Source organism: Polyangiaceae bacterium (genome assembly GCA_015075635.1).
GTDB lineage: Bacteria > Myxococcota_A > Polyangia > Polyangiales > Polyangiaceae > JADJKB01.
The window spans coordinates 45494-65136 of the sequence record JABTUA010000001.1 but is presented as its reverse complement, the minus strand read 5'-3'; the positions used below and the strand labels follow the sequence as shown (position 1 = coordinate 65136).

The window sequence follows — 19643 nt, the reverse complement described above, 5'->3', positions numbered from 1 at the left end:
CCCGGAAGAACCTTTTCGTTTTCGCGTACCTTGCCATTCGAGGGCCCGCCCGCATCGCTGCCGAACGAAGAGCGAGGATAGTACAGGGTCGCCGCCGAATGTCTCAAGCGAGCCGCTGCTTTCGCTCAGGCCAGCCGACCTGAACGGAAGCTCCGTGCTGGCCCCCTCGCAGCTTTTTTTCCCAGCCCGGGAAGCTGATGTAGGTCATTAGCGCACATGGGCGCCAGACCCTTTTCGCCGCGCCGGCAGGTGGCGGCCGAGCCCGCCCAGGCGCTGCCCGCGCCCGCGAGCGGCGAGATCCGCGCCGAGGGCCGCGGCCGCGAGGCCGCCGCGTTGCTCCTGTTCGCGGTGTCGTGCTTCCTGTGCCTGGCGCTCGGCAGCTTCCGCCTCGACCCGTCGGACCCCACGGTCACCGGACCCGACTGGGTCGGGCCGGTCGGAGCCCTCGTGGCCAGCGTCCTGGTGCGGGCCTTCGGCATCGTGGCGTGGCTGGTGCCCCTCGAGATCGCCCTCATCGGCCTCCCGCTCCTTCGACGGAAGGACATCGGGTCCGCCAGCCTCCGGGTGGCCGGAGACCTCGTGCTCGCGATCGTGCTGGCGTCGCTCACCCGGGTCGCCGCGCCGGAGCTGTTGGTGTTCGGGCGAGTGCCCTCGGGCGGCAACGTCGGCTTGGTCTTCGGCGAGCTCGGCCGCGGGCTGTTCTCCGGCGTCGGCTCCTTCCTCGTCGGGGGGACCATCGTCGGCCTGATCCTGATCGGGCGCAGCAGCTTCTCGTTCATCGCGCTGGTCCAGCGCGTGATGGAGCTGCTCTCCAAAGCGGTGGGCCGCGCGCAGGGTGTCTCGATGCGCTTGAGCCGGGCCTGGGTCGAGGCGCACGAGCTACGCAAGGAAGAGCGCGCGCAGCAGCGCGAGGCCGCGGCACCGCAGATCACCTCGCACGAGACCGACGAGGCGATCATCGCGCAGCTCGCCGACGACGACGCGTTCCTGCCGCCGGAGACCACCGGGACTCCACCGATCGCGGTGTCCACCGCGCTGCGCCGCGGGTCCGTCGGGGGCCCCGCGGAGGCCCTGCTCGCACCGGTGGAAGAGCCGATGTCGGCGCCACCGGCTCCGCCTCCGCCGGCCACGCCCACTCCGGAGCTCGCGTCGCTGGCCTTCGAGGCGGCGGAGCCCGAGCCGGCGGCGGAGTCGCTGCCGCCTCCGCCCGTGGAGAAGCGGCCGAAGAAGAAGGTCCCCGAGCTGCGCATCGTCGAGACCAAGCAGGCGCAGGTCGTCAAGCGTGGGGACGGTCCGGCGCCGGCGAGCGTGCACGGCTACGCGTTCCCGTCGCCGGAGCTCCTCGCGCCGTCGTCTCACGTGCAGAGCGACGTCGATCGCGAGCACATTCGCCAGAACGCAGCGCTGCTCGAGAAGACGCTGGCGGACTACGGGGTCTCGGCGCGCGTCGAGGAGGTCCACCCGGGGCCGACGGTGACCATGTACGAGGTGGCGCCCGAGGCCGGAACGAAGGTGAGCAAGGTCGCGAGCCTGGCCGACGACCTGGCGCTCGGTTTGTCGCGGACCGTGCGCATCGTGGCGCCCATCCCCGGCAAGAACCGCATCGGCTTCGAGATCCCCAACGACGAGCGCATCCCCGTCAACCTGCGGGAGCTGATCGAGGACAAGCACTTCGCCAAGCTGGCAGAGAAGGCCCCGCTGCCCGTCGTTCTGGGCCGCGACATCGTCGGCGTGCCCTTCTACGCGGACCTGGCCTCGATGCCCCACGTGATCGTCGCCGGCGCGACGGGCGCCGGAAAGAGCGTCGGCCTGAACGTGATGCTGTCGAGCCTGCTCTTCTGCCGCACCCCGGAGGAGCTGCGCTTCCTGATGGTGGATCCGAAGGTGGTGGAGCTGGCGCCCTTCGACGGCATCCCGCACATGCTCTTGCCCGTGGTCACCGACATGAAGAAGGCGGCGACCGCACTGAAGTGGGCGGTGGACGAGATGGAGCGCCGCTACCAGCTCTTCGCCAACGCCGGCACCAAGAACATCGCGACCTACAACGCCTGGGTGAAGCGCGTCGTGTCCGGCGAGGTGCCCGCGCCCGCTCCGGAGGTCGTCGAGGCGCTGGCGCCGGACGGCTCGATGGTCAGCGTGCCCACGGCCAAGGACGGCTCCGACGGCAAGCAGCTGCCCCACGCGCTGCCGTACATCGTGATCGTGGTGGACGAGTTCGCCGATCTGATGATGCAGCAGGGCAAGGAGGTCGAGGTGAGCGTCGCGCGCCTGGCGCAGAAGGCGCGCGCCGCCGGCATGCACGTGGTGCTGGCGACGCAGCGCCCGAGCGTGGACGTCATCACCGGCATGATCAAGGCGAACTTCCCCTCGAGGATAGGCTTCCGGGTCGCGCAAAAAGTGGACAGCCGCACCATTCTCGACGAGCAGGGCGCGGAGCTCCTGCTCGGCAAGGGCGACATGCTGGTCAAGCTCAACGGCTCGACGGAGACGCGACGCGTGCAGTGCCCGTTCGTGAGCGAGGAGGAGGTCGCGGCGCTCACCGACTTCGTGCGCAAGCAGGGCACGCCGAACTACCATGAAGAGATCCTCGCGGCTGCCGACGAACCGGACGAGGTCGCCGACGCCGACGAGCAGCTCGATTCGCGCTTCGACGAAGCAGTGAGCATCGTGCAAGAGACGCGCCGCTGCTCGACCTCCTGGCTTCAGCGCAAGATGACCATCGGCTACAACCGGGCGGCGAAGATGGTGGAGATGATGGAGCGCCGCGGGCTGGTTGGGCCGCCGAACGGGGCGAAGGATCGCGAGATCCTGATGCCTCCGCCCTGAAATTGCCCGGGTTTTGCCGGCGGCGGCGCGCTCGGCCTATGATTCCGAGCCAATAGATGTCCGCGCCGGACGACGTCATCCCGCTGCCGCTCGAAAACGACGACGACGACGTCGCGTGGGCGCTCCAAACGGCTGCTGTGCAGTGGCGCCGGGGGGCCAAGCCCGACGCGGTGCTGTGGCTGCGCCGCGCGGTGGAGTCCGCCATGGAGGTTGGTCACGTCCCCCGGGCGATGGAGCTCAACGCGCTGATCGCCGGTGTCGAGGAGCGCATCGTCGCGGACGTGTTCTCGTCGCCGCCGCCGCCAGTCGACGACTCCGGCGCCGTCGACGATCTGCTCGACACCACGGTGCAGACCGGACGCCAGAGCATCGACATCGAGTTCGACGACGAGAACGAGAGCACCGACATCGTGTCGCCGGCCAACCTGCTGCCGCCCGCCACGCCGCCGCCGCCGCCGCCGGTGGCGCTCCCGACCACGCCGGCCGAGCCGAAGAAGCGCCGGGTGAGGCCGCCGCCGCCGCCTTCGTCGTTGCCCAAAGCGACCTCCGCACCTCCGCCGCCGAACCTGCCGGGTCCACCGGGTGCCGCGCGCCTCGACGTGCCGGCGCAGGTGTTCGAGGCGCAGACGGTCGTGCCCGCCCCCCACGAGCCCGAGGTCGTGCCGGACTCCATGCCGACGGTGTCGGCGACCGAAGCAGACATCATCGGCGACCTGTCGCACCTGGACGCGGCGCCTTCGGTGCCAGCGCCGCCGCCGTTCTCGGAGCTTCCGCCGGAGGGCGGCGAGCCGGACATCGCGGCGCTCCTGGCGGCCGCTGCGGGTCCCACCGCGCCGGCGGAGCTCGCGCCCGCCACCACCGAGCCCGCTGGCCCGGAGGACGAGCCCCGCATCGGCGGCGTGAAGCTCGCAGACGTGGCGGGCCTACAGGACTTGCCCCCCGAGGGGCAGGCCGAGCTCGTGCGGACCGCGCGCGTCGAAACTCTGGACGTGGACGAAGAGGTGAGCGCGTTCGCGGTCGCCCTGGTCATCGAAGGTTGGGCGAGCATCATGCCCTCGATCGCCGACGTGGCCTGCGCCTTCGCTCAGGTCGGCGAGGTCGTGTTCACGCACGGCACGCTCGAGGACAGCGTCTCGCTGCGCGTGGTGGCCGGTGAGACCGACACGCGCATCGCGGTCTGGGACCGGGCAGCGCTCGAGCACGCGACCTCCGCCTGCCCCTGGGTCGCGGACGAGCTCAGGCTGGTCGCCGATCGGTTTCAGGCCTTGGCCGGCGCCAGCATGGGGCCGCTCGGCGAGCGGCTCGACGACACGCTGCGGCAGATGGTCACGAGCCGCTGCGACGTGCGGACCGTGATGAGCGGCGAGCAGATCGTGGAGGCGCAGAAGCCGGTGCCCGGCATGTTCATCGTCGGCGGTGGCACGGTCGAGCTGACCAGCGGCGAGGACGTGGTCGGCGAGCTCGGGCCCGGCGAGTTTCTGTTCGCGACCAGCGTGATGGCCGCGTCCAAAGCGCCGATGGGCGCGCGGGCGGGTGCCGGCGGCGCGCTGCTCCTGTTCGCGGAGCGCCACGCGGCGCACGAGCTGATGCTCAGTGTACCGCCGCTGCTCGAGATCCTCGCTGGCTGACCGCCCGCTCGGAGCCCCCTTCGATCTCCCAGACCAGCGCCTGGTTGCCTTGCGCACCGGCGAAGCGCAGGCCGATCCAGCGCGCGCTCGGCGAGATCGTCGAGCGCCCGTCCGAGCGCGCTCGGGGGAAGCGGATGCGATACGCGCTGCGCCAGGGGGTGGTGTAGGGGAAGTAGGTGCGCTCGATGGCGCCCGGCTTCTTGATCGCTTCGATCTCGATGGGCGCCGTCTCGCTGCCTTGGTCGTCGATCAGTCGCACGATCCACGCCGGGCTGTCCGCCTTCAAGTCGCCCCACTTGTGCCGCTGAGCGTAGAGCGCGACGTAGAACGTGTGCGAGGAGCGGCTCTCGGCCAGCGAGCGCTCCAGCAGCGCTCGCCGCTGGTCCACCGTCAGGCGGTAGTCGTCCGCGTAGCGAACTACGTAGGCCCAGCGGAAGTCCCACGACTCCCAGGTCGCGGTGACGTTGAGCACGTTGTCCATCTCGGTGACGGTCACCAGCTCTTCGCTGCGCGTCCAGCGGTCGAGCACGATCTCGTAGTCAGTCGGCGCGTACTCGCGGGGCCCCTCGGCGAGCGGCACCTTCGGCTGCGAGCACGCAACGAGCGCGCAGGCGACGAGACAGAGGGCAAGAGCGCGCCGCGCCATGGTCCAGCGATCGTAGCGCCTCGTCGGGGTCATTTGTAGTTTGCGGCTCAGACCGGGCAGTCTTGGCGGGATCAGACTCGCGCCAGAACGCCGGACCCGAGCGCCGCCGCGACGACGCGGTGGGTGGCCGCGTGCCCGGGGCGCTCGGCGCGCACCCGCCCGCGAGGCGGCCCGCCGTACAGGTAGAGGTCGCCCATCAGATCGAGCAGCTTGTGCCGCGCGAGCTCGTCTTTGCCGAGCGGGGCCGCCGGCGGCAGCACGCGCCCCTCGGCGTCCAGCACCGCGACCGCGGCAGGATCGACGTGGCGCGCGCGCCCGTGGCTCCGCAACACCTCGCCGTCGCTCTCGAAGCCGAAGGTGCGGGCCGGAGCGATCTCGGTCAGATACCGCTCGGCGCTCGCGCCGTGCTCCGCGCGCTGGAGAAGGCCTGCGCCGAAGTCGACGACGACCTCGAGCGCCGGTGTGTCCCCCGGCTCGAACCGGTAGCGGCTGGCCCCGTCGCTGAGCTCGGCGTCCCGCGCGACCGCGAGCCGGGGCGGCCTGCGCTGGAGGCCGAGCGTCGCCAGCGCTCGCCCGAGCTCGAGCGCCCCACCGTCGAGCAGCGGCACCTCCGGTCCGGGCAAGCTGACCACCAGGCCGCTGCGGATCGACAGGCCCGCCAAAGCCGAGAGCAGGTGCTCGCAGAGATCCACGCAGTGCTCGCCGTGGTCGCTCCGAAGGCACACGCCATGATCGGCGCGGACCAGCACCAGCTCCTCGAGACTGGCCTCGTCGAGTCCGAGACGGAAGAGCAGTGGCCCGGGTCGCGCGTCGAAGCGTACGCTCGTGCGGGCGCCCGTGTGCAAGCCCCGCCCGTGGAGCTCGACGTAGCTCACTTGCCACGTATGTCGAAGACGCTGACCACCGCGATCAGCGCCAGCAGCATCAAGAGGCCAACCGCGTGGACGTGTGCCTCGATCTTCGCGTTCGGCCGCCGCCGCGTCACGGCCTCGTACGAGAGGAACATGAGCCGGCCGCCGTCGAGGGCCGGGAAAGGCAGGAGGTTGAAGCCGCCGAGATAGGCGCTGAGCAGGCCGAGCAAGAACAGGTACTCCGCGGGCCCCTGCTCCGCCGCCCGACTCGTCTCTTTGACGATGCCGACCGGGCCGGACACCTCGGGCTTTTCGCGTCCGGTGATCATGCGCCCGAGCCCGACCACCAGGGCCTCCACCACCTTCGCCGGGTGGACGATCGACTCCACGGCCGCCTCCTTCACGCCCAGGGCAGGGACCGCGGAGACGGGCCGCACGCCGATCTGCCCGCCGCCACCCTTGGCCTTGGGCTCGGGCACGACCTCGATGGTCTTCTGCTCGGCGCCGCGCTGGACGACGATGCTCATCTTCTTGTTCGCGCGGGGCAGCACCATCTCCGGGATCTGCTCCCAGCGTTCGATCTTGGTGCCGTCGATGCTGAGCACCTTGTCTCCGTTCGCGAGTCCGGCGCGCTCGGCGGCTCCGTCCTTCATCACCTGCACCTTCGTAGCCTCGCCGCCGATCAGGAACGCGACGAAGAAGAACACCGAGGCGAACAGGTAGTTGGCGAGCGGACCGGCTACGATGGCCGAGATGCGTCCGACCAACGAGGCGTTGGCGTAGCTGCCCTTGTCGTCGGGATCGACCTCCTCCAGCGGGTTCATCCCCGCGATCTGCACGTAGGCCAAGAACGGGATCAGCGCGACCTGGTAGACCGTGTCGCTGCCTTTGGGCTGGTGCCGCCAGAGCGCCGGTCCGAAGCCGATGCTGAAGCGGATGACGCGCATCCCGAACGCGCGTGCAGCGAGGAGGTGGCCGCCTTCGTGGATCACCATCAGGAGGGCGAGGCCGAGAATGCTGACGAGGATGGTCACCTAGGCTTTTCTATAGCCTCCCCGGCCTCGGCCTGCCATGTGGGACTCGGGGCGCTCGGGGATTTCTCCAGCGGGGAGGCTCAGAACGCGAAGGACGCTCCCAGGCTCAAGGCAGGGAAACCGACGCGCGCGGTCAGCGCGATCTTGTCGCTGAAGTGGAAGCGCGCGCCCCCGTACATCGCCGGCCGGACGCCCTTGGCGTTGCCCAGCCAAAGCCCGCCGCCTGGCTCGCCGAACACGCTCCAGCTACGGCTCAGCCAGAAGTTCCACTGCATGACGATGGGCACCCAGACCGCTTGGTGCTTGCTCTCGAACGCGATCCAGTCGAAGCCGAAGCCGAGGCCGACGGTGTTGTTGATCTTCTTGATGAAGCCGTTGTCGACGAGCTCGATGGTGCCGCGGAAGCCTGGACCATAGCCCTTGCCGGCCTTCGCCCCGGGCGGGTCGAAGCCGAAGAAGACGTGGGGCTCGGCCTCGAAGCTGTAGTCCGGGTGGCGGCCCGGCTGCTTGATCACCATCTCGTCGGCGTGCGCCGGTCTCGCGACCGCAGAGAGCGTCGTTGCCAGAGCGCAGGTGAAGACGGCCGTTTTCCGCATCCCGAACCTGGTTCTTACCGGACCCGGCGGCGATGTCGAGCCCCGTTGCCCGGCACGGCGCCCACTGCTAGCTTCCGCCCCCCCGAACCGGGGAGCCTGCCGGCGTTTGCCGCGGCTCGGCTCGCGCGCGCGCGGGCCCCCAAAGAGGTGTTTCCATGACTCAGCCCAATCTGCCCGGCGGCGGCGAACAACCCACCAACCTGCAGCTCCAAGGCGGCGCTGCCATCGTCGCGCCGGTGAGCGCGTTCCCCGGCGGCGTGCCGGGCAACGCCTTGATCGTGCTGCCTCTGTCCAAGCCGACGGACGAGCTGGTCGAGTCGATCAAGAAGGGCCCCGTTGCCATGGAGCTCGAGCAGATGTGGAAGCTGCTCGGCTTCAACGGCCCGGCCGTTCAGGTGCAGGACGCGGAAGGTCGCCCCATCGCCATCGGGCTCGAGGATCTGCTCTCGGGGCTCGAGAAGCACTGGAGCGAGAACAAGGACGACCTGAACCGCGGACGGCTGCTGGCGCAGGAGCTGATGAAGTACAACCGCTTCGATCGCGCCGAGAAGGTGCTCGCGAAGGTCGTCGCCTCCGGGGGCACCGGGGAGGACTGGCTCGGGCTCGGCGTCGCGCAGATGCAGCAGGAGAAGTGGGACAAGGCCGAGGGCACGCTGAAGGGCGCGCAGAACCTGGCGGCCGACAACCCTTACCCGGCGTTGCACCTGGCCAAGGTGATGAAGGGCAAAGGCGACAAGGCCGCCGAGCGCGAGTGGATCGAGCGCGCCATCACCGTGGACAGCGGCTGCGTGGACGCCTGGGCGTACCTGTTCGCGCACGTGCGCGAGAACGAGAACGAGGACGCGGCGCTCGAGGCCGTGACCAAGCTGGCGGACGCCGAGACGCACAAGCGTTCGGCGGCGCCCTACGTCGCGCTACAGGGCTTCTACTCGGGTGAAGAGAGCACGCGCGACAAGGCGCTCGAGCTGGCCAAGAAGGCCGTCGCGCGCAACGAGAAGGACTCTCTCGCGCTGATCTCGCTCTCCGCGCTGTACGGCCAGGCGGGCAAGCTGGACGAGGTGATCGGCCTGCTCTCGAAGCACGAGAACTCGATGATGGGCGACGTACGCCTCGCCAACAACTACTTCGAGGCCCTGTTCCAGGCCCGCCAGCTCGACAAGGTGACGAAGCTCTTGAACGCGCTGGCCGGCTCCTCCAACCGCGAGGTGAAGCAGTTCGCCATCGAGCGCTCGCGGGCCGTCGCGCAGTACCTCCAGCAGCAGCAGCAGCAGCTGGCCGGCGCGGTGAAGAAGGGCTGACTCCGCCGTCGTGGGCTCGGCGCACCTGCGCCCGCACGGAGATGTTGGCCGCGAGGCGTCCGCTCCGATGAAATTCGGGGCGTGAAGCCAGGAGACCTGGTCGCAGGTAAGTACCGCCTCGTTCGCCGCTTGGGGACCGGGGGCATGGCGGAGGTGTGGGCGGCGACCAACGTGCTCACGCAGCGCGACTTCGCCGTGAAGTTCATCCTGCCGGCGCTCGCCGACAACGGAGAGGCGATGGACCGCTTCTTCCAGGAGGCCAAGGCCGCCAGTCGGGTGCGGCACCCGAGCATCGTGGACGTGTTCGACGTGGGACACGCCCCCGACGGGCAGCCGTTCCTGGTCATGGAGCTCTTGGCCGGAGAGAGCCTGGAGTCGCGTCTGGCGCGCGAGGGTCGCCTCGACGCCCTGACCACCTGCGTGCTGTTGTCGCAGATCGCCCGGGCGCTGGAGCTGGCCCACCGCGCGGGCGTGGTGCACCGCGACCTGTCCACGGCCAACGTCTTCTTGACCACCGACGCCGAGGGTGGCGAGCCGCTGCCCAAGATCTTGGACTTCGGCGTGAGCAAGATCCTGACGCCGGGGCTCGGGGGTCGGGTCAAGACCGGCAACGGCGCCGTGCTCGGCTCGCCCGCGTACATGAGCCCGGAGCAGGCGCGCGGGGCCGAGAGCGTGGACGCTCGCACCGACGTGTGGACGCTGGGGGTGTTGCTCTACGAGTGCTCGAGCGGACGTCCGCCGTTTCGCGCGGCGAACTACAACGCGCTGATGCTGGCCATCGTCAGCGTCCCGCACGCGCCGCTCGGGCAGAAGGTGCCGCGGCTCGACGCGGAGCTCGCCGAGCTGGCGGAGAGCTGCCTGGTGAAGGACCGCGAGGCACGGACGCAGTCGGCGCTGGAGGTCGCCGAGCGGCTGGAGAGCGTGGCTCGAAGGCTCTCGCACCCGAGCCGCGTCGGCGGACAGAAGCGCCGCGCCACCGACCGGCTGTCGCTCAGCGCGCCGCGCGTCGTGGCCGGCAGCGTACCTTCCGGCGCGCGCCTGCCGGCCGGCGCGTTCCCCATGGGCGTGCGCTGCTGGCAGTTCATCACCCGTCGCGCACCACCGGCAGGGCTCATGGCAGGTGGCGCCATCGGTGGCACGGCCGTGGGTCTCGCCATCGGCGTGGCGCTGGCGACCAGCAAACCGCCCGAGGCGCGCCGACACGAGCCGCAGCCGAGCATCGCGGCGGCGCAACCGGCGCGGCAGCCGGAGCGCGCGCCGGAGCCTGGCGAGCCCGCTCGCGGGGCGACCCCCGGCGAAGAAGACCTGGTGAGCGCCACCGCCCGAGCGCTGGGCGTCAAGCAGGCTCGCGGTCATGCGACTCCGAAGCTCGCCACGCTGCCGCGCAAGAACCCTTACTGACGTCCCGCCCAATGGGCAGCTCCTGACGCGCCGTTGACAAGGTGCGAGGCGTCGCCCCATGCTCCGCGGGATGCGGCTCTGGATGGTGGCGGCTCTCGCGGGGTTCGCCGCGTGCGCCGAGCACGATCCGGAGATCGACCGGGTGGGGCCAGGGCCGATCCCCGACGCCGGGTCGAGCTGCAACCTGGAGCCCGACCCGAGCGCGGAGCTGCCCTGCGGGATCGAGAAGATCCTCGCGGCCCGCTGCCAGCGCTGCCACCAGACGCCGCAGAAGAACGGCGCGCCCTTCCCGCTATTGACCTGGAACGACTTGCTCCGCGACTACGGAGGACCGCTCTACGAGACGGCGTACAAGGCCGTGAAGAGCGACTTCATGCCGTATTGCGCTGCGGGTGGCACGTTCTGCGGAAACCTCGAGGGCGGGCCGGTGGAGCCGCTCTCGGCGGAGCAAAAGGCGACGCTGCTCGCCTACCTGAAGTGCCCCGAGCCAGCCTACGGGCAGAGCTGCTCGCCCTGAATTTCTGCGAATTTCGCGCCGCGGGACAGGCAACGTCCGACCGAGCGCGCCGATCAGTTGACATCTGAACAGCCGCACAGTATCTGTCGGACATCGATGCTCGGCGCGGTGCCGAGACCACCCGTCGGTGGGAGTCTTCAGGCTCCCAACCGCACGGAGTCGTGTTCGAAGAGACCAGGTTTCGGGAGGCGTGATGATGGACCAGAAAGAGAAGAGCAAGGCGCTCGAGCTCGCAATTGCCGGCGTCGAGAAGGAGTTCGGCAAGGGCGCCATCATGCGTCTGAAGGAAGGCGAGACCATCGGCGGCGACGTCACCGTGATCCCGACGGGCTCGCTGGGTCTCGACGTGGCGCTCGGCATCGGCGGCTATCCGCGCGGCCGCATCGTGGAGATCTTCGGGCCGGAGTCGAGCGGCAAGACGACCCTCACCCTGCATGCCATCGCCAACGTGCAGCGCGCGGGTGGTGTCGCGGCCTTCATCGACGCCGAGCACGCCCTCGACATCAACTACGCCAAGAAGCTCGGCGTGAAGACCGACGAGCTGCTCGTGAGCCAGCCCGACTACGGCGAGCAGGCGTTGGAGATCGGGGAGATGCTGGTGCGCTCCGGCGCGGTCGACCTGGTGGTGGTGGACTCGGTGGCGGCCCTGGTGCCCAAGGCCGAGATCGAAGGCGACATGGGCGACTCCCACGTCGGACTGCAGGCGCGGCTGATGAGCCAGGCGTTGCGCAAGCTGACCGGCTCGGTGTCGCGCTCGAACTGCATGTTCTTCTTCACCAACCAGATCCGCATGAAAATCGGGGTCATGTTCGGCAGCCCCGAGACGACCACGGGCGGCAACGCGCTCAAGTTCTACGCCTCGGTGCGGCTCGACGTGCGCCGCATCGGCGCCATCAAGGAAGCCTCGACCCAGCCCGGCAAGGACATGCAGGTGGTCGGCAACCGCACCCGCGTGAAGGTCGTGAAGAACAAGATGGCGGCGCCGTTCCGCGAGTGCGAGTTCGACATCCTGTACGGTCAGGGCGTGTCGCGCTCCGGGGAGGTGCTCGACATGGCCACGGACGCCAACATCGTGCAGAAGAGCGGCTCCTGGTTCGCGCTCGACGGCGAGCGCATCGGGCAGGGGCGCGACACGGCGCGGACCTACCTGGAGCAGCACCCGGAGCTCTTGACCAAGGTCGAGTCCAAGGTGCTCGAGCTGCACGGGGTCAAGCGCCGGCTCATTGGCGACGCACCGGCCGCGGCCGGCGGCGACACCCAGGGCGACGAGAAGGCGGGAGCCAACGGCAGCTCCAAGGCGGCCCCCGGCCCCGCGCAGAAGCGCCCGGTCGCGCAGCGCCCCAGCTGAGAGCTCTCCAGAGTCCCCGCCGGCGGTGGCGCGACGGTACGGGCCGCGCCGCCGCCGGGCTTCATCCCCGGCTGTCCCGCGGGACCGCGTGCGTCCACAGGCTGTGGATAACCCGTTGAAAAGGTCCGGACGACCCGGGGACGGCTCGACGCGAATCCGGGCCGAGTTGACCGCTCGGCAGACCGGATCCCGAAGCCCGGCGCGTACTTAGGACGACTCTGCAATCGGGGTCCGTCGCCCCGTGCAATTGCTCGAAATCAAAGACCAAACTTCCGTTCCTTGACGCATCGGATCGCGACCCTTACCGAGTGATCTGTGGCTGCCCGTCGTGCCCTGAGCTTTCCGTGGATCGTCGCTCCGGCGCGACTCGCGAAGGGCCGTCCGGCGGTCGGGCACGCGCCGCGCATGGCTCCCTCGGCGGTGCGCATCCCACACCCGCAGCAAGTCGAGCTGCCGCTGCGCTTCAGCGGAACCGGACCGCAGATCTTCGTCCACGAGGGGGCGCGCCAGGCCCTCGAGCGGCGCCTGAACCTGGCCTTCGGCGGCCTGGTTCAGCTCTCGGTCACCGACAACCGGCGCCGGATGGTGACCCGCACTCAGGTCAACGGCGTGCTCAAGGTCCGGGTTCACATGATGTTCCTGGACGCCTCCGAGCGGGTAGTGGACGCCCTGGTTCGCTACGTGGTGGACGGTGACCGCGACGCCTCCGAGATCGTGGGCTCGTTCATCGAGTCGAACGCCCATCGCATCCGAGCCGTGCAGGCGGCGCGGGGGCCGCTCCGGCCCCGCGGTCGCGTCCACGACCTCTACGCGATCCTGACCGAGGTCAGCCAGCGCTACCTGGGCTCGTCGGCCCCGCCGGACGTGCTCATCACCTGGGGCAAGCACACGCACCCGGCGGGTGGGCCACGAAAGACGATCAAGCTCGGCAGCTACAGCGCGACGGAGCGCTTGATCCGGGTCCACCCCGCCATCGACAAGGACTGGGTGCCCCGCTACTTCGTCTCGTACATCGTCTACCACGAGCTCTTGCACCACGTGGTCCCGAGCGTGAAGGAAGGCGGCCGCGCGCTCCTGCACTCCGCCGAGTTCACGCGGCGCGAGCGCGAGTTCCGGCACTACGAGCGCGCGATGGATTGGGAGCGCCGGCACATCCACCGGCTGTTGAAGACGCGCTGAGGGTTTCGCTGTCTTCGCGCGGCGTTCAAATCTCGAGCGCCAACCCCAGCATCCAGGTGTTGGTCCCGACGTTCATCTGGTCGCCGCTCGCGCCGAGCTGGCTGCGGTACCATTCCATGAAGAAATAGCTGTTGTTCACGCCGGTGGTGGAGTCCATCTCAACCGCGCTGGTCTGATCGATGACGTCCAGGAGCAGCATGCCGCCCAGCGCCCACTGGATGCCGTAGGAAGCGCCGCGCCCGGCCGTGCCGTCGTCGCCGTGCGCCGTGCCGTCGCCGTCGCTCGACCACCACAGGGCGTAGCCGAAGCCCGCCTTCGCGTAGGGCACCAGCGGCACGAAGGTCTCCTTGGCGAGGACATCCACGCGCAGCACGCCGACCAGGTACATGGGCATGACGTTGAGCGTGGTCGTCTGCGCGGAGCGGTTGCCGCTGCCGTCGGCCAACAGGGCGTCGGCGCTGGAGCGGGTGTAGCCCCAGCCGAAGCCCGGACCGAAGCTGCCGAAGTGCGGCACGCGCAGCGCTTGCCAATCCACCTCGAGGCCGATCAGGTAGCGGTTGTCTCCGCCGAAGGTGTCGTCGAAGGGCTTGGCGCCGCCGAACTCGGAGTCCACCTCCGGGCGGTATGGCCCGAAGCGCAGCTCGAACGCAGCGTTTTGCGGCGACTCGAACTGGTGGCGCCGATCGAGCCCGCCGTAGGGGCCGAGCTCGTCGGTGCCTTGCGCGGTGGCGGTCGCGCTCCAGGCGAAGGCGGCGAGCACGAGCGCCGCGGACGATCCGAGCTTCATCCCTGGCGCCTCCGCCGGCGAACGAGCCACGCGCCGAGCGCGAGCCCGGCGAGGGCGAGGCTCGCGGGGCTGGGATCGGCGCCGATGGCGCAGAAGCCCCCGCCGCCCTTGCCGCCGGCGCGCCGGTACAGCTCGAAGAAGTCGTCCACGGGCTGAGGGCTGCCGCAGGCGACGGAGGAGAGCGGGCCGGAATTGCCGACGCGATCGAAGCCGGCCACCGCGACCGCGTAGTTGACACCGTTCAGAAGCCCTTTGGCCTCGGTGCTGGTATCGGTCTTGCTGGTCACCGAGCCGCACTGGTAGGCCGAGTCGGGGCGCTCACCCGGGACGAGGGCGGCGGACGGGCAGTTCGGGTTCCCGCCTCCGCCGCCGCTGCCTCCGCTGCCGCTGGCGCCTCCGCTCCCTGCGGCGTCGCTGGTCGCGTCCGCGGCGGCGTCGCCGCTGGTGCCGCCGCTGGCAGCGTCCGTCGCGGCGTCCGTCGCCGTGGCGCCGGCGAGGCCTGCGTCGGCCATCGGCGAATTCGCCGGGGCCTGCGCGCCCGGCTTCGGATCGCAGTAGACCCGGTAGCCGATCAAATCCGAGGCCGTGGAGGCGCTCCAGCTCACGACGAGCAGGTCCTCGCCGATGCCCGCGCTGACGTTGCCCGGCGCCGGGGGACCGACCAGATCGTAGGTGGTCTGACGCGTGGCGGGTGCGCCCACGGTCACCGGCTGACCCGTGCCGTCCACGAGCAGGAAGTAGAAAGTGACCGCCTGGCCGTCGCTGGGGGCTCCGCTGTCGTCGCAGTCCGCGAGCGTGCCCGAGCCCTGACCCCAGGTCCCGTCGGTGGACTTGTTCTGCGCGATCACGTCTTGCGCGCGGATCGTCACCTTCTGCGTCTCGAGCTGCGCGCTGGTCTTGAAGACCTGCCAGCAGGTCGGCGAGCTGCCGAGCCGCGCCTCGTAGGCAGTGCAGTCCGCGCTCGAGCCGACCCAGACCTCGAGCGAGTAGCCGACCGCCTTGACCAGCGTGGTTTCGAAGTAGAGCTCGTCGTCACCCGTGCAGTCCGAGTAGCTGATCCAGTTGGGCTCCTTGTCGCTGGTGCGAAAGCCGAGCTTGCGCGTATAGGCTTCCTTGACCGTCACCGTCTGCGCGAGCGCGGTCGAGCTGGCCGCGAGCAGCAGCGCGGCCGAGACCAGGCACTTCTGCATAGAGCGGTGTCGCCTGAGAGCCATGTCGGTGCCCCTTTGAGCACACAGCGTGCCACGCTGCAAACCGAACGCCACGCGGGTTTTTCCGTAGATGCTCGGGGAAGCTGCCGGACAGGCTGTCTCGGCCTCCGGCGGGGCTGCCAAACTGGCAGGCGGTGATACCGTGTGCGGCGTGTCGCCCTCCGTCGGTCAGCGCCTGCTCGGTCGATACCGCGTCGAGTCGGTTCGCGATCTCGGGACGGGGGTCGAGGTCGGCGCGGCCCTGGATGAGGCCGGCGCGAGCCTGAGCTTCCTGGCCGTGGCCGTTCCCGGCGCGACCCCGCGCGACGTGAAGCAGCTCCTGGCGGATCAGGATCGCTACCGCATCGGGGCTCAGGGCATCGCGCGTCCCGTGGACGTCGGGTTGGAGCAGGATCTGCTGGTTCTTGTCTACGAGCGCCGATACGGGGAGACCCTCAGCGACTGGATCGCGCGGGGCCCGAGCAGCGCGGCGTCCGCCGGCAACGCGTTGACCAGCATCGCCGCGGCGCTCGGTCCGCTCCACGATCAGGGCATCGCGTTCGGATTGCTCGCGGCCGATCTGGCGCGCATCGGGCCGGAGGGTGTCAGCATCGAGGGTTTCGCGCTCGACGCGCTGGTGCGCACGCTGGCCGGCGACCGCGCAGCGGTGTCGATGTCGCCCGAGGCCGCGCGCGCGCCGGAGCAGGCGAGCTCGACGCCGGGGCCGGCGAGCCCCGCAGCCGACGTGTATGCGCTCGGCGCGCTCGCGACCCAGCTCGTGATCGGCAGAGCGCTCTCACCGGCTGACGCGCGGCCGACCCCGCGCGCCTGTGGCGTGGACGTGAGCGACGACGTCGAGGCGTTGATCTCGAAGGCCGTGGCGCGCTCGCCGGTGGCGCGGCCCGGCGACGTGGTGCGCTGGGCCCAGGAGCTCGCCGAAGCGCTCCTGCGTCCGCACGTGCCGCTCGCGCCAGCTCCGGTGGCGGCGGAAGCCCCAGCGCCCGATGCGCCGCCGCCGTGGGCCGCGCCGCCCGAGCCCGCGCCGCAGGTGGCGGTAGCGCCCGAGCCCCCGGCGGGGCAGCCGCCGGTGACGCGCCCTCCGCCACCGCCAGCCCCGCGGGACTCGATGCCGCCCTCCAAGCGGAAGGGCGAGAGCGCGCTCTGGATCGTCGCGCTGGTGGGCGGGGTGTTGCTGATGCTCGCCGGCGTGGGCGGGCTGTTCGCGTATTCGCTGTGGCGGGGCACACCGACGGGCACGACGTCGCCCGCGCCCAGCGCCACCACGCCGCCCGTCGTCCCGCCGCTGCCCGAGCCAGCGCCGGCCACCCCGGATGCCGGTGCCGATGAGGACGCTGGGCTCGCCGCAGCAGAGCCGGACGCGGCGGTGCCGCTGCCCGCCGTGGGCACCCGCGTCGCGAGCGCCTCCGATTTGGACTCGCCGCTGCCCTTGCCGGCGGACGTGCCGGTGTGGGGCAGCGAGAAGGCGTTGGTGACGCTGGTCCTGTTCGGCGATCTGGAGTGCCCGCACACGCGCCGGGCCTACCGCGCCATCGAGTCGATCCTGCGCGCTTTTCCCGACGAGGTGCGCGTCGCGTTTCGCCACCGCCCGCTCAGCATCCACTCCCGGGCCAAGGACGCAGCGCGGGTGGCCGTGGGCATGCGCCGCGAGCACGGCGACGCCGGCTTCTGGCGCTTCGTCGCCCAGGCCGCGAGCACCACCGACGACGCGAACCGCATCCTGCTCGCCAGATGGGTGAAGGCCGCAGGTGGCCAGGAGAGTCGCATCGAGACCTGGCTCGAGCAGAGCGAGACCGAGAACGAGGTCGGGCGCGATCTGCTCCTGGCCGGCCTGTTCGACGTGCGCGAGACGCCCACGCTGTTCGTCAACGGCGCGCGCGTCGAGGGCTTCACGACCTACGACGACTTGAAGCGCACCATCGAGCGAGAGCTCGGGACCGCGCGCAGCGTGCTCGCCCTGGGGACCTCCCTCTCCGAGCTCTACGCCACGCGCGTGCGCAAGAACCTGATCGGGCTCGGCAAGGACGTCGCGGAGCGGACCTGCCCGCCGATCGCCGGCTCGCCCGTCCGCGGTGCGGCGGACGCCCTGGTCACCGTGGTCGAGTTCTCCGACTTCGAGTGCCCGTTCTGCCGGCGCGTCCAGCCGGCCCTGGACACGCTGCTGGCCCGCCACGGCGGCGACCTGCGCATCGTGTGGAAGAACTTCCCGCTCGACCACCACCGGCGCGCACGGCCCGCCGCGGCGTTCGCCCTGGAGGTGTACGAGAAGGGTGGTCCGACCAAGTTCTGGAAGGCCCACGACCAGCTCTTCGGGAGCCAGAACGATCTCGGCGACTCGGGCCTCTCCGCCATCGCCGGGGTGCTGGGCATGCCCGCCGAGCCGCTCCTCGAGGCCTCGCGGCAGCGGGCGCGCGACCCGAAGATCGACGCCGACGCTCGCCTGGGCCAGAAGCTCGGCGTGCGCGGCACGCCGGCGTTCTTCGTGAACGGCCGCCTGCTGAGCGGCGCGCAGCCGCTGGAGCGCTTCGAGTCCCTGGTCAAGGAAGAGCTGGAGAGCGCCCGGAACCTGGTCGCGGGGGGAACGCCTCGAAGTCGGGTCTACGACGCGCTCTGCGGCGTCCGCTGAGACGCGCCCGTGTTAGGAGAGAAGGCTCCGGAGTCGAGCTTGGCGGAGGGAGCGGCAGCGGGTGAGGTGATGCAGCGGGCGTCGGTGCCGCCGCCGCGCGCGTCGGTGCCGCCGGGCGCGCGCTCCCTCAGGTCCATCGACGTCCTGATGCAGAGCGAGGAGGCCGCGCGTGCCCGCGTGTTCTTCCGCAGCCTCGCGGTCATCATGGTCGTGCTGGAGGCCGCCCTGCCCATTCTGCCCGGGGCCGACTGGTTGCGCGCCACGACCGCCGTGCTCGCGGGCGCCGTGCTTCTGGTCTCGCTGGTCACCCTCTACGTGCTCCGCCACGACGCGCGCTGGACCCCACGCTTGATGGCGACCGTCGGCATCGTGGACGCCGTCTTGGGGGTCGGGGTCATCTACTACTTGGGAACCTTCTCGGCCGCCGCCGCGGTGTTCACCGTCGGGCTCTACTTCTTCGGGCTCTCGAGCAGCAGAAACGCTGCGATCGCGGTCTACGTCGCCGGGTCCGGGCTCTACCTCGGGGTCTCCGCGGGCATCGCTGCCGGCGTTTTCCCGGACGAGAGCCTCTTCTCCGCGAGTCACGCCGACTCGATGTCGCGTTGGTATCGCGTCTTGATGATGCAGCTCGTCTTCGGCATGACGTTCTACCTGGCGCGCAGCAGCCGGCGTGCCACCGAGGCCGCGATGGAGGGCGCGCAGCAGATGCGCCGTACGCTGAAGCAGCGCGACGCCCAGCTGACCGAGGCACGGAACGAGCTCGACTGGGCGCTGCGCACCGGCGAGGGCTACATGTCCGGCCAGGGCATGGGCAACTACCAGATCGACGAGCTGATCGGCCGCGGGGGCATGGGCGAGGTCTACGCCGCCCGCCATCTGGAGACCGGGCGGAGGGTCGCGCTGAAGCTCTTGCACCCGAACATGGTCGAGAACCAGGAGTACGTGCAGCGCTTCATGCGCGAGGCCCAGGCCGCGGCCGCGGTGCCCAGCGAGCACGTGGCGGAGGTCTACGAGCTCGGGTTCACGCCCTACGGCGGGCCTTTCATCGCGATGGAGCTGCTCGACGGGCACGACCTAGCCTGGTACTTGCGCCGCACGCCAGCCCTACCGCTGGAGACCGTGGTCACCATGGTCGAGCACGCGGCGCGGGCCCTCGCCGCGGTGCGCGAGGCGGGCGTGGTCCACCGCGACCTGAAGCCGGCGAACCTGTTCCTGGTGGACTCGCTGCCGCAGAAGTGGAAGGTGCTCGACTTCGGCCTCTCCAAGATCCAGGGCGGAGTCGCGCTCACGCGAGAGGTCGCCGTCGGGACGCCGCAGTACATGCCGCCGGAGCAAGCCCAGGGCCTGCCGGTGGACCACCGCGCGGATCTGTACGCCCTCGCCGCCATCGCCTACCGCGGCATCACCGGGCAGCCCCCCTTCGTGGGCGAAGACATCGGGCCGCTCCTGCTCGACGTGATCTACACCCAGCCGCAGCAGCCCGGGCTCTACACCAAGATCCCGGTGGAGGTGGAGCTGGTGCTGGCCATCGCGCTCGCCAAGAAGCCGGACGACCGCTTTCCGAACGTCGAGAGCTTCGCGGCGGCGCTGCGCGCCGCTTCGACCGGGGACCTGGACGAGGCCACGCGCTCCAGAGGCTGGCAGCTGGTGAAGCTCTTCCCCTGGGGCTCGACGCGGCGGCGCGCGGGCCGCGGCTGA

At 70.5% G+C, this 19643-nt stretch carries 15 protein-coding genes; 9 read left to right on the top strand and 6 right to left on the bottom strand.

Translation table 11 applies throughout. The annotated features are described in order from the left end of the window. The first annotated feature begins 216 nt into the window (after positions 1-216). Together HS104_00270 and HS104_00265 are read left to right on the top strand one after the other, a co-directional pair. Complete coding sequence (locus HS104_00270; GenBank protein MBE7478417.1) at positions 217-2826, top strand: DNA translocase FtsK; 2610 nt, start codon at positions 217-219, stop codon at positions 2824-2826. 56 nt (positions 2827-2882) lie between these two features. Next, complete coding sequence (locus HS104_00265) at positions 2883-4454, top strand: hypothetical protein (GenBank protein ID MBE7478416.1); 1572 nt, start codon at positions 2883-2885, stop codon at positions 4452-4454. On the opposite strand, the gene HS104_00260 is transcribed toward HS104_00265, so the two are convergent. The 4 genes from HS104_00260 to HS104_00245 form a co-directional block, all read right to left on the bottom strand. Next, a complete protein-coding gene (locus tag HS104_00260; GenBank protein ID MBE7478415.1) occupies positions 4417-5133 on the bottom strand; it encodes a hypothetical protein in 717 nt (238 codons plus the stop codon). The two genes, HS104_00265 and HS104_00260, sit on opposite strands and share 38 nt — an antisense overlap. Positions 5134-5171: 38 nt before the next feature. After that, positions 5172-5975 (bottom strand): UDP-3-O-acyl-N-acetylglucosamine deacetylase, encoded by an 804-nt coding sequence (locus HS104_00255; GenBank protein ID MBE7478414.1) that lies wholly within the window; start codon positions 5973-5975, stop codon positions 5172-5174. Continuing rightward, positions 5972-6946: a site-2 protease family protein gene (locus HS104_00250; GenBank protein MBE7478413.1), complete on the bottom strand. Its 975-nt coding sequence runs from the start codon at positions 6944-6946 to the stop codon at positions 5972-5974. Before HS104_00250 ends, HS104_00255 begins: the two co-directional genes overlap by 4 nt. Before the next feature lie 119 nt (positions 6947-7065). Next, positions 7066-7581: a hypothetical protein gene (locus tag HS104_00245; GenBank protein ID MBE7478412.1), complete on the bottom strand. Its 516-nt coding sequence runs from the start codon at positions 7579-7581 to the stop codon at positions 7066-7068. A gap of 155 nt (positions 7582-7736) precedes the next feature. On the opposite strand from HS104_00245, the gene HS104_00240 reads away from it, so the two are divergent. From HS104_00240 to HS104_00220, 5 genes are all read left to right on the top strand, one after another. Continuing rightward, positions 7737-8879, top strand: a complete 1143-nt coding sequence (locus HS104_00240) for a hypothetical protein (protein ID MBE7478411.1) — start codon at positions 7737-7739, stop codon at positions 8877-8879. Positions 8880-8960: 81 nt separating this feature from the next. Beyond that, a complete protein-coding gene (locus HS104_00235; protein MBE7478410.1) occupies positions 8961-10280 on the top strand; it encodes a protein kinase in 1320 nt (439 codons plus the stop codon). 58 nt (positions 10281-10338) lie between these two features. Continuing rightward, entirely contained in the window at positions 10339-10797 is a 459-nt protein-coding gene (locus tag HS104_00230) for a hypothetical protein (protein ID MBE7478409.1), read from the top strand. Between the two features lie 196 nt (positions 10798-10993). Then, positions 10994-12145 carry a recombinase RecA gene (gene recA / locus HS104_00225; GenBank protein ID MBE7478408.1) on the top strand — a complete coding sequence of 384 codons (1152 nt, stop codon included), beginning with the start codon at positions 10994-10996 and terminating at the stop codon, positions 12143-12145. Between the two features lie 405 nt (positions 12146-12550). Beyond that, positions 12551-13324, top strand: coding sequence for a hypothetical protein (locus HS104_00220; GenBank protein ID MBE7478407.1), 774 nt, complete (start codon positions 12551-12553; stop codon positions 13322-13324). A gap of 25 nt (positions 13325-13349) precedes the next feature. Here the strand turns inward: HS104_00220 and HS104_00215 are convergent, their stop codons facing one another. After that, a complete protein-coding gene (locus HS104_00215; protein MBE7478406.1) occupies positions 13350-14111 on the bottom strand; it encodes a hypothetical protein in 762 nt (253 codons plus the stop codon). After that, positions 14108-15325, bottom strand: coding sequence for a hypothetical protein (locus HS104_00210; protein ID MBE7478405.1), 1218 nt, complete (start codon positions 15323-15325; stop codon positions 14108-14110). The genes HS104_00215 and HS104_00210 overlap by 4 nt, the downstream gene beginning before the upstream one ends. 148 nt (positions 15326-15473) lie before the next feature. Between HS104_00210 and HS104_00205 the strand changes: the two genes are divergently transcribed. Together HS104_00205 and HS104_00200 are read left to right on the top strand one after the other, a co-directional pair. Next, complete coding sequence (locus HS104_00205; GenBank protein MBE7478404.1) at positions 15474-17945, top strand: thioredoxin domain-containing protein; 2472 nt, start codon at positions 15474-15476, stop codon at positions 17943-17945. 9 nt (positions 17946-17954) lie between these two features. Continuing rightward, entirely contained in the window at positions 17955-19643 is a 1689-nt protein-coding gene (locus HS104_00200) for a serine/threonine protein kinase (GenBank protein ID MBE7478403.1), read from the top strand.

Bases quoted from the DNA above. Each gene is read 5' to 3' on its own strand.
- HS104_00210 (MBE7478405.1), bottom strand. From the start codon at position 15,325: ATGGCTCTCAGGCGACACCGCTCTATGCAGAAGTGCCTGGTCTCGGCC.
- HS104_00270 (MBE7478417.1), top strand. From the start codon at position 217: ATGGGCGCCAGACCCTTTTCGCCGCGCCGGCAGGTGGCGGCCGAGCCC.
- HS104_00240 (MBE7478411.1), top strand. From the start codon at position 7,737: ATGACTCAGCCCAATCTGCCCGGCGGCGGCGAACAACCCACCAACCTG.
- HS104_00250 (MBE7478413.1), bottom strand. From the start codon at position 6,946: ATGGTGATCCACGAAGGCGGCCACCTCCTCGCTGCACGCGCGTTCGGG.
- HS104_00230 (MBE7478409.1), top strand. From the start codon at position 10,339: ATGCTCCGCGGGATGCGGCTCTGGATGGTGGCGGCTCTCGCGGGGTTC.
- HS104_00215 (MBE7478406.1), bottom strand. From the start codon at position 14,111: ATGAAGCTCGGATCGTCCGCGGCGCTCGTGCTCGCCGCCTTCGCCTGG.
- recA (MBE7478408.1), top strand. From the start codon at position 10,994: ATGGACCAGAAAGAGAAGAGCAAGGCGCTCGAGCTCGCAATTGCCGGC.
- HS104_00265 (MBE7478416.1), top strand. From the start codon at position 2,883: ATGTCCGCGCCGGACGACGTCATCCCGCTGCCGCTCGAAAACGACGAC.
- HS104_00220 (MBE7478407.1), top strand. From the start codon at position 12,551: ATGGCTCCCTCGGCGGTGCGCATCCCACACCCGCAGCAAGTCGAGCTG.
- HS104_00260 (MBE7478415.1), bottom strand. From the start codon at position 5,133: ATGACCCCGACGAGGCGCTACGATCGCTGGACCATGGCGCGGCGCGCT.
- HS104_00245 (MBE7478412.1), bottom strand. From the start codon at position 7,581: ATGCGGAAAACGGCCGTCTTCACCTGCGCTCTGGCAACGACGCTCTCT.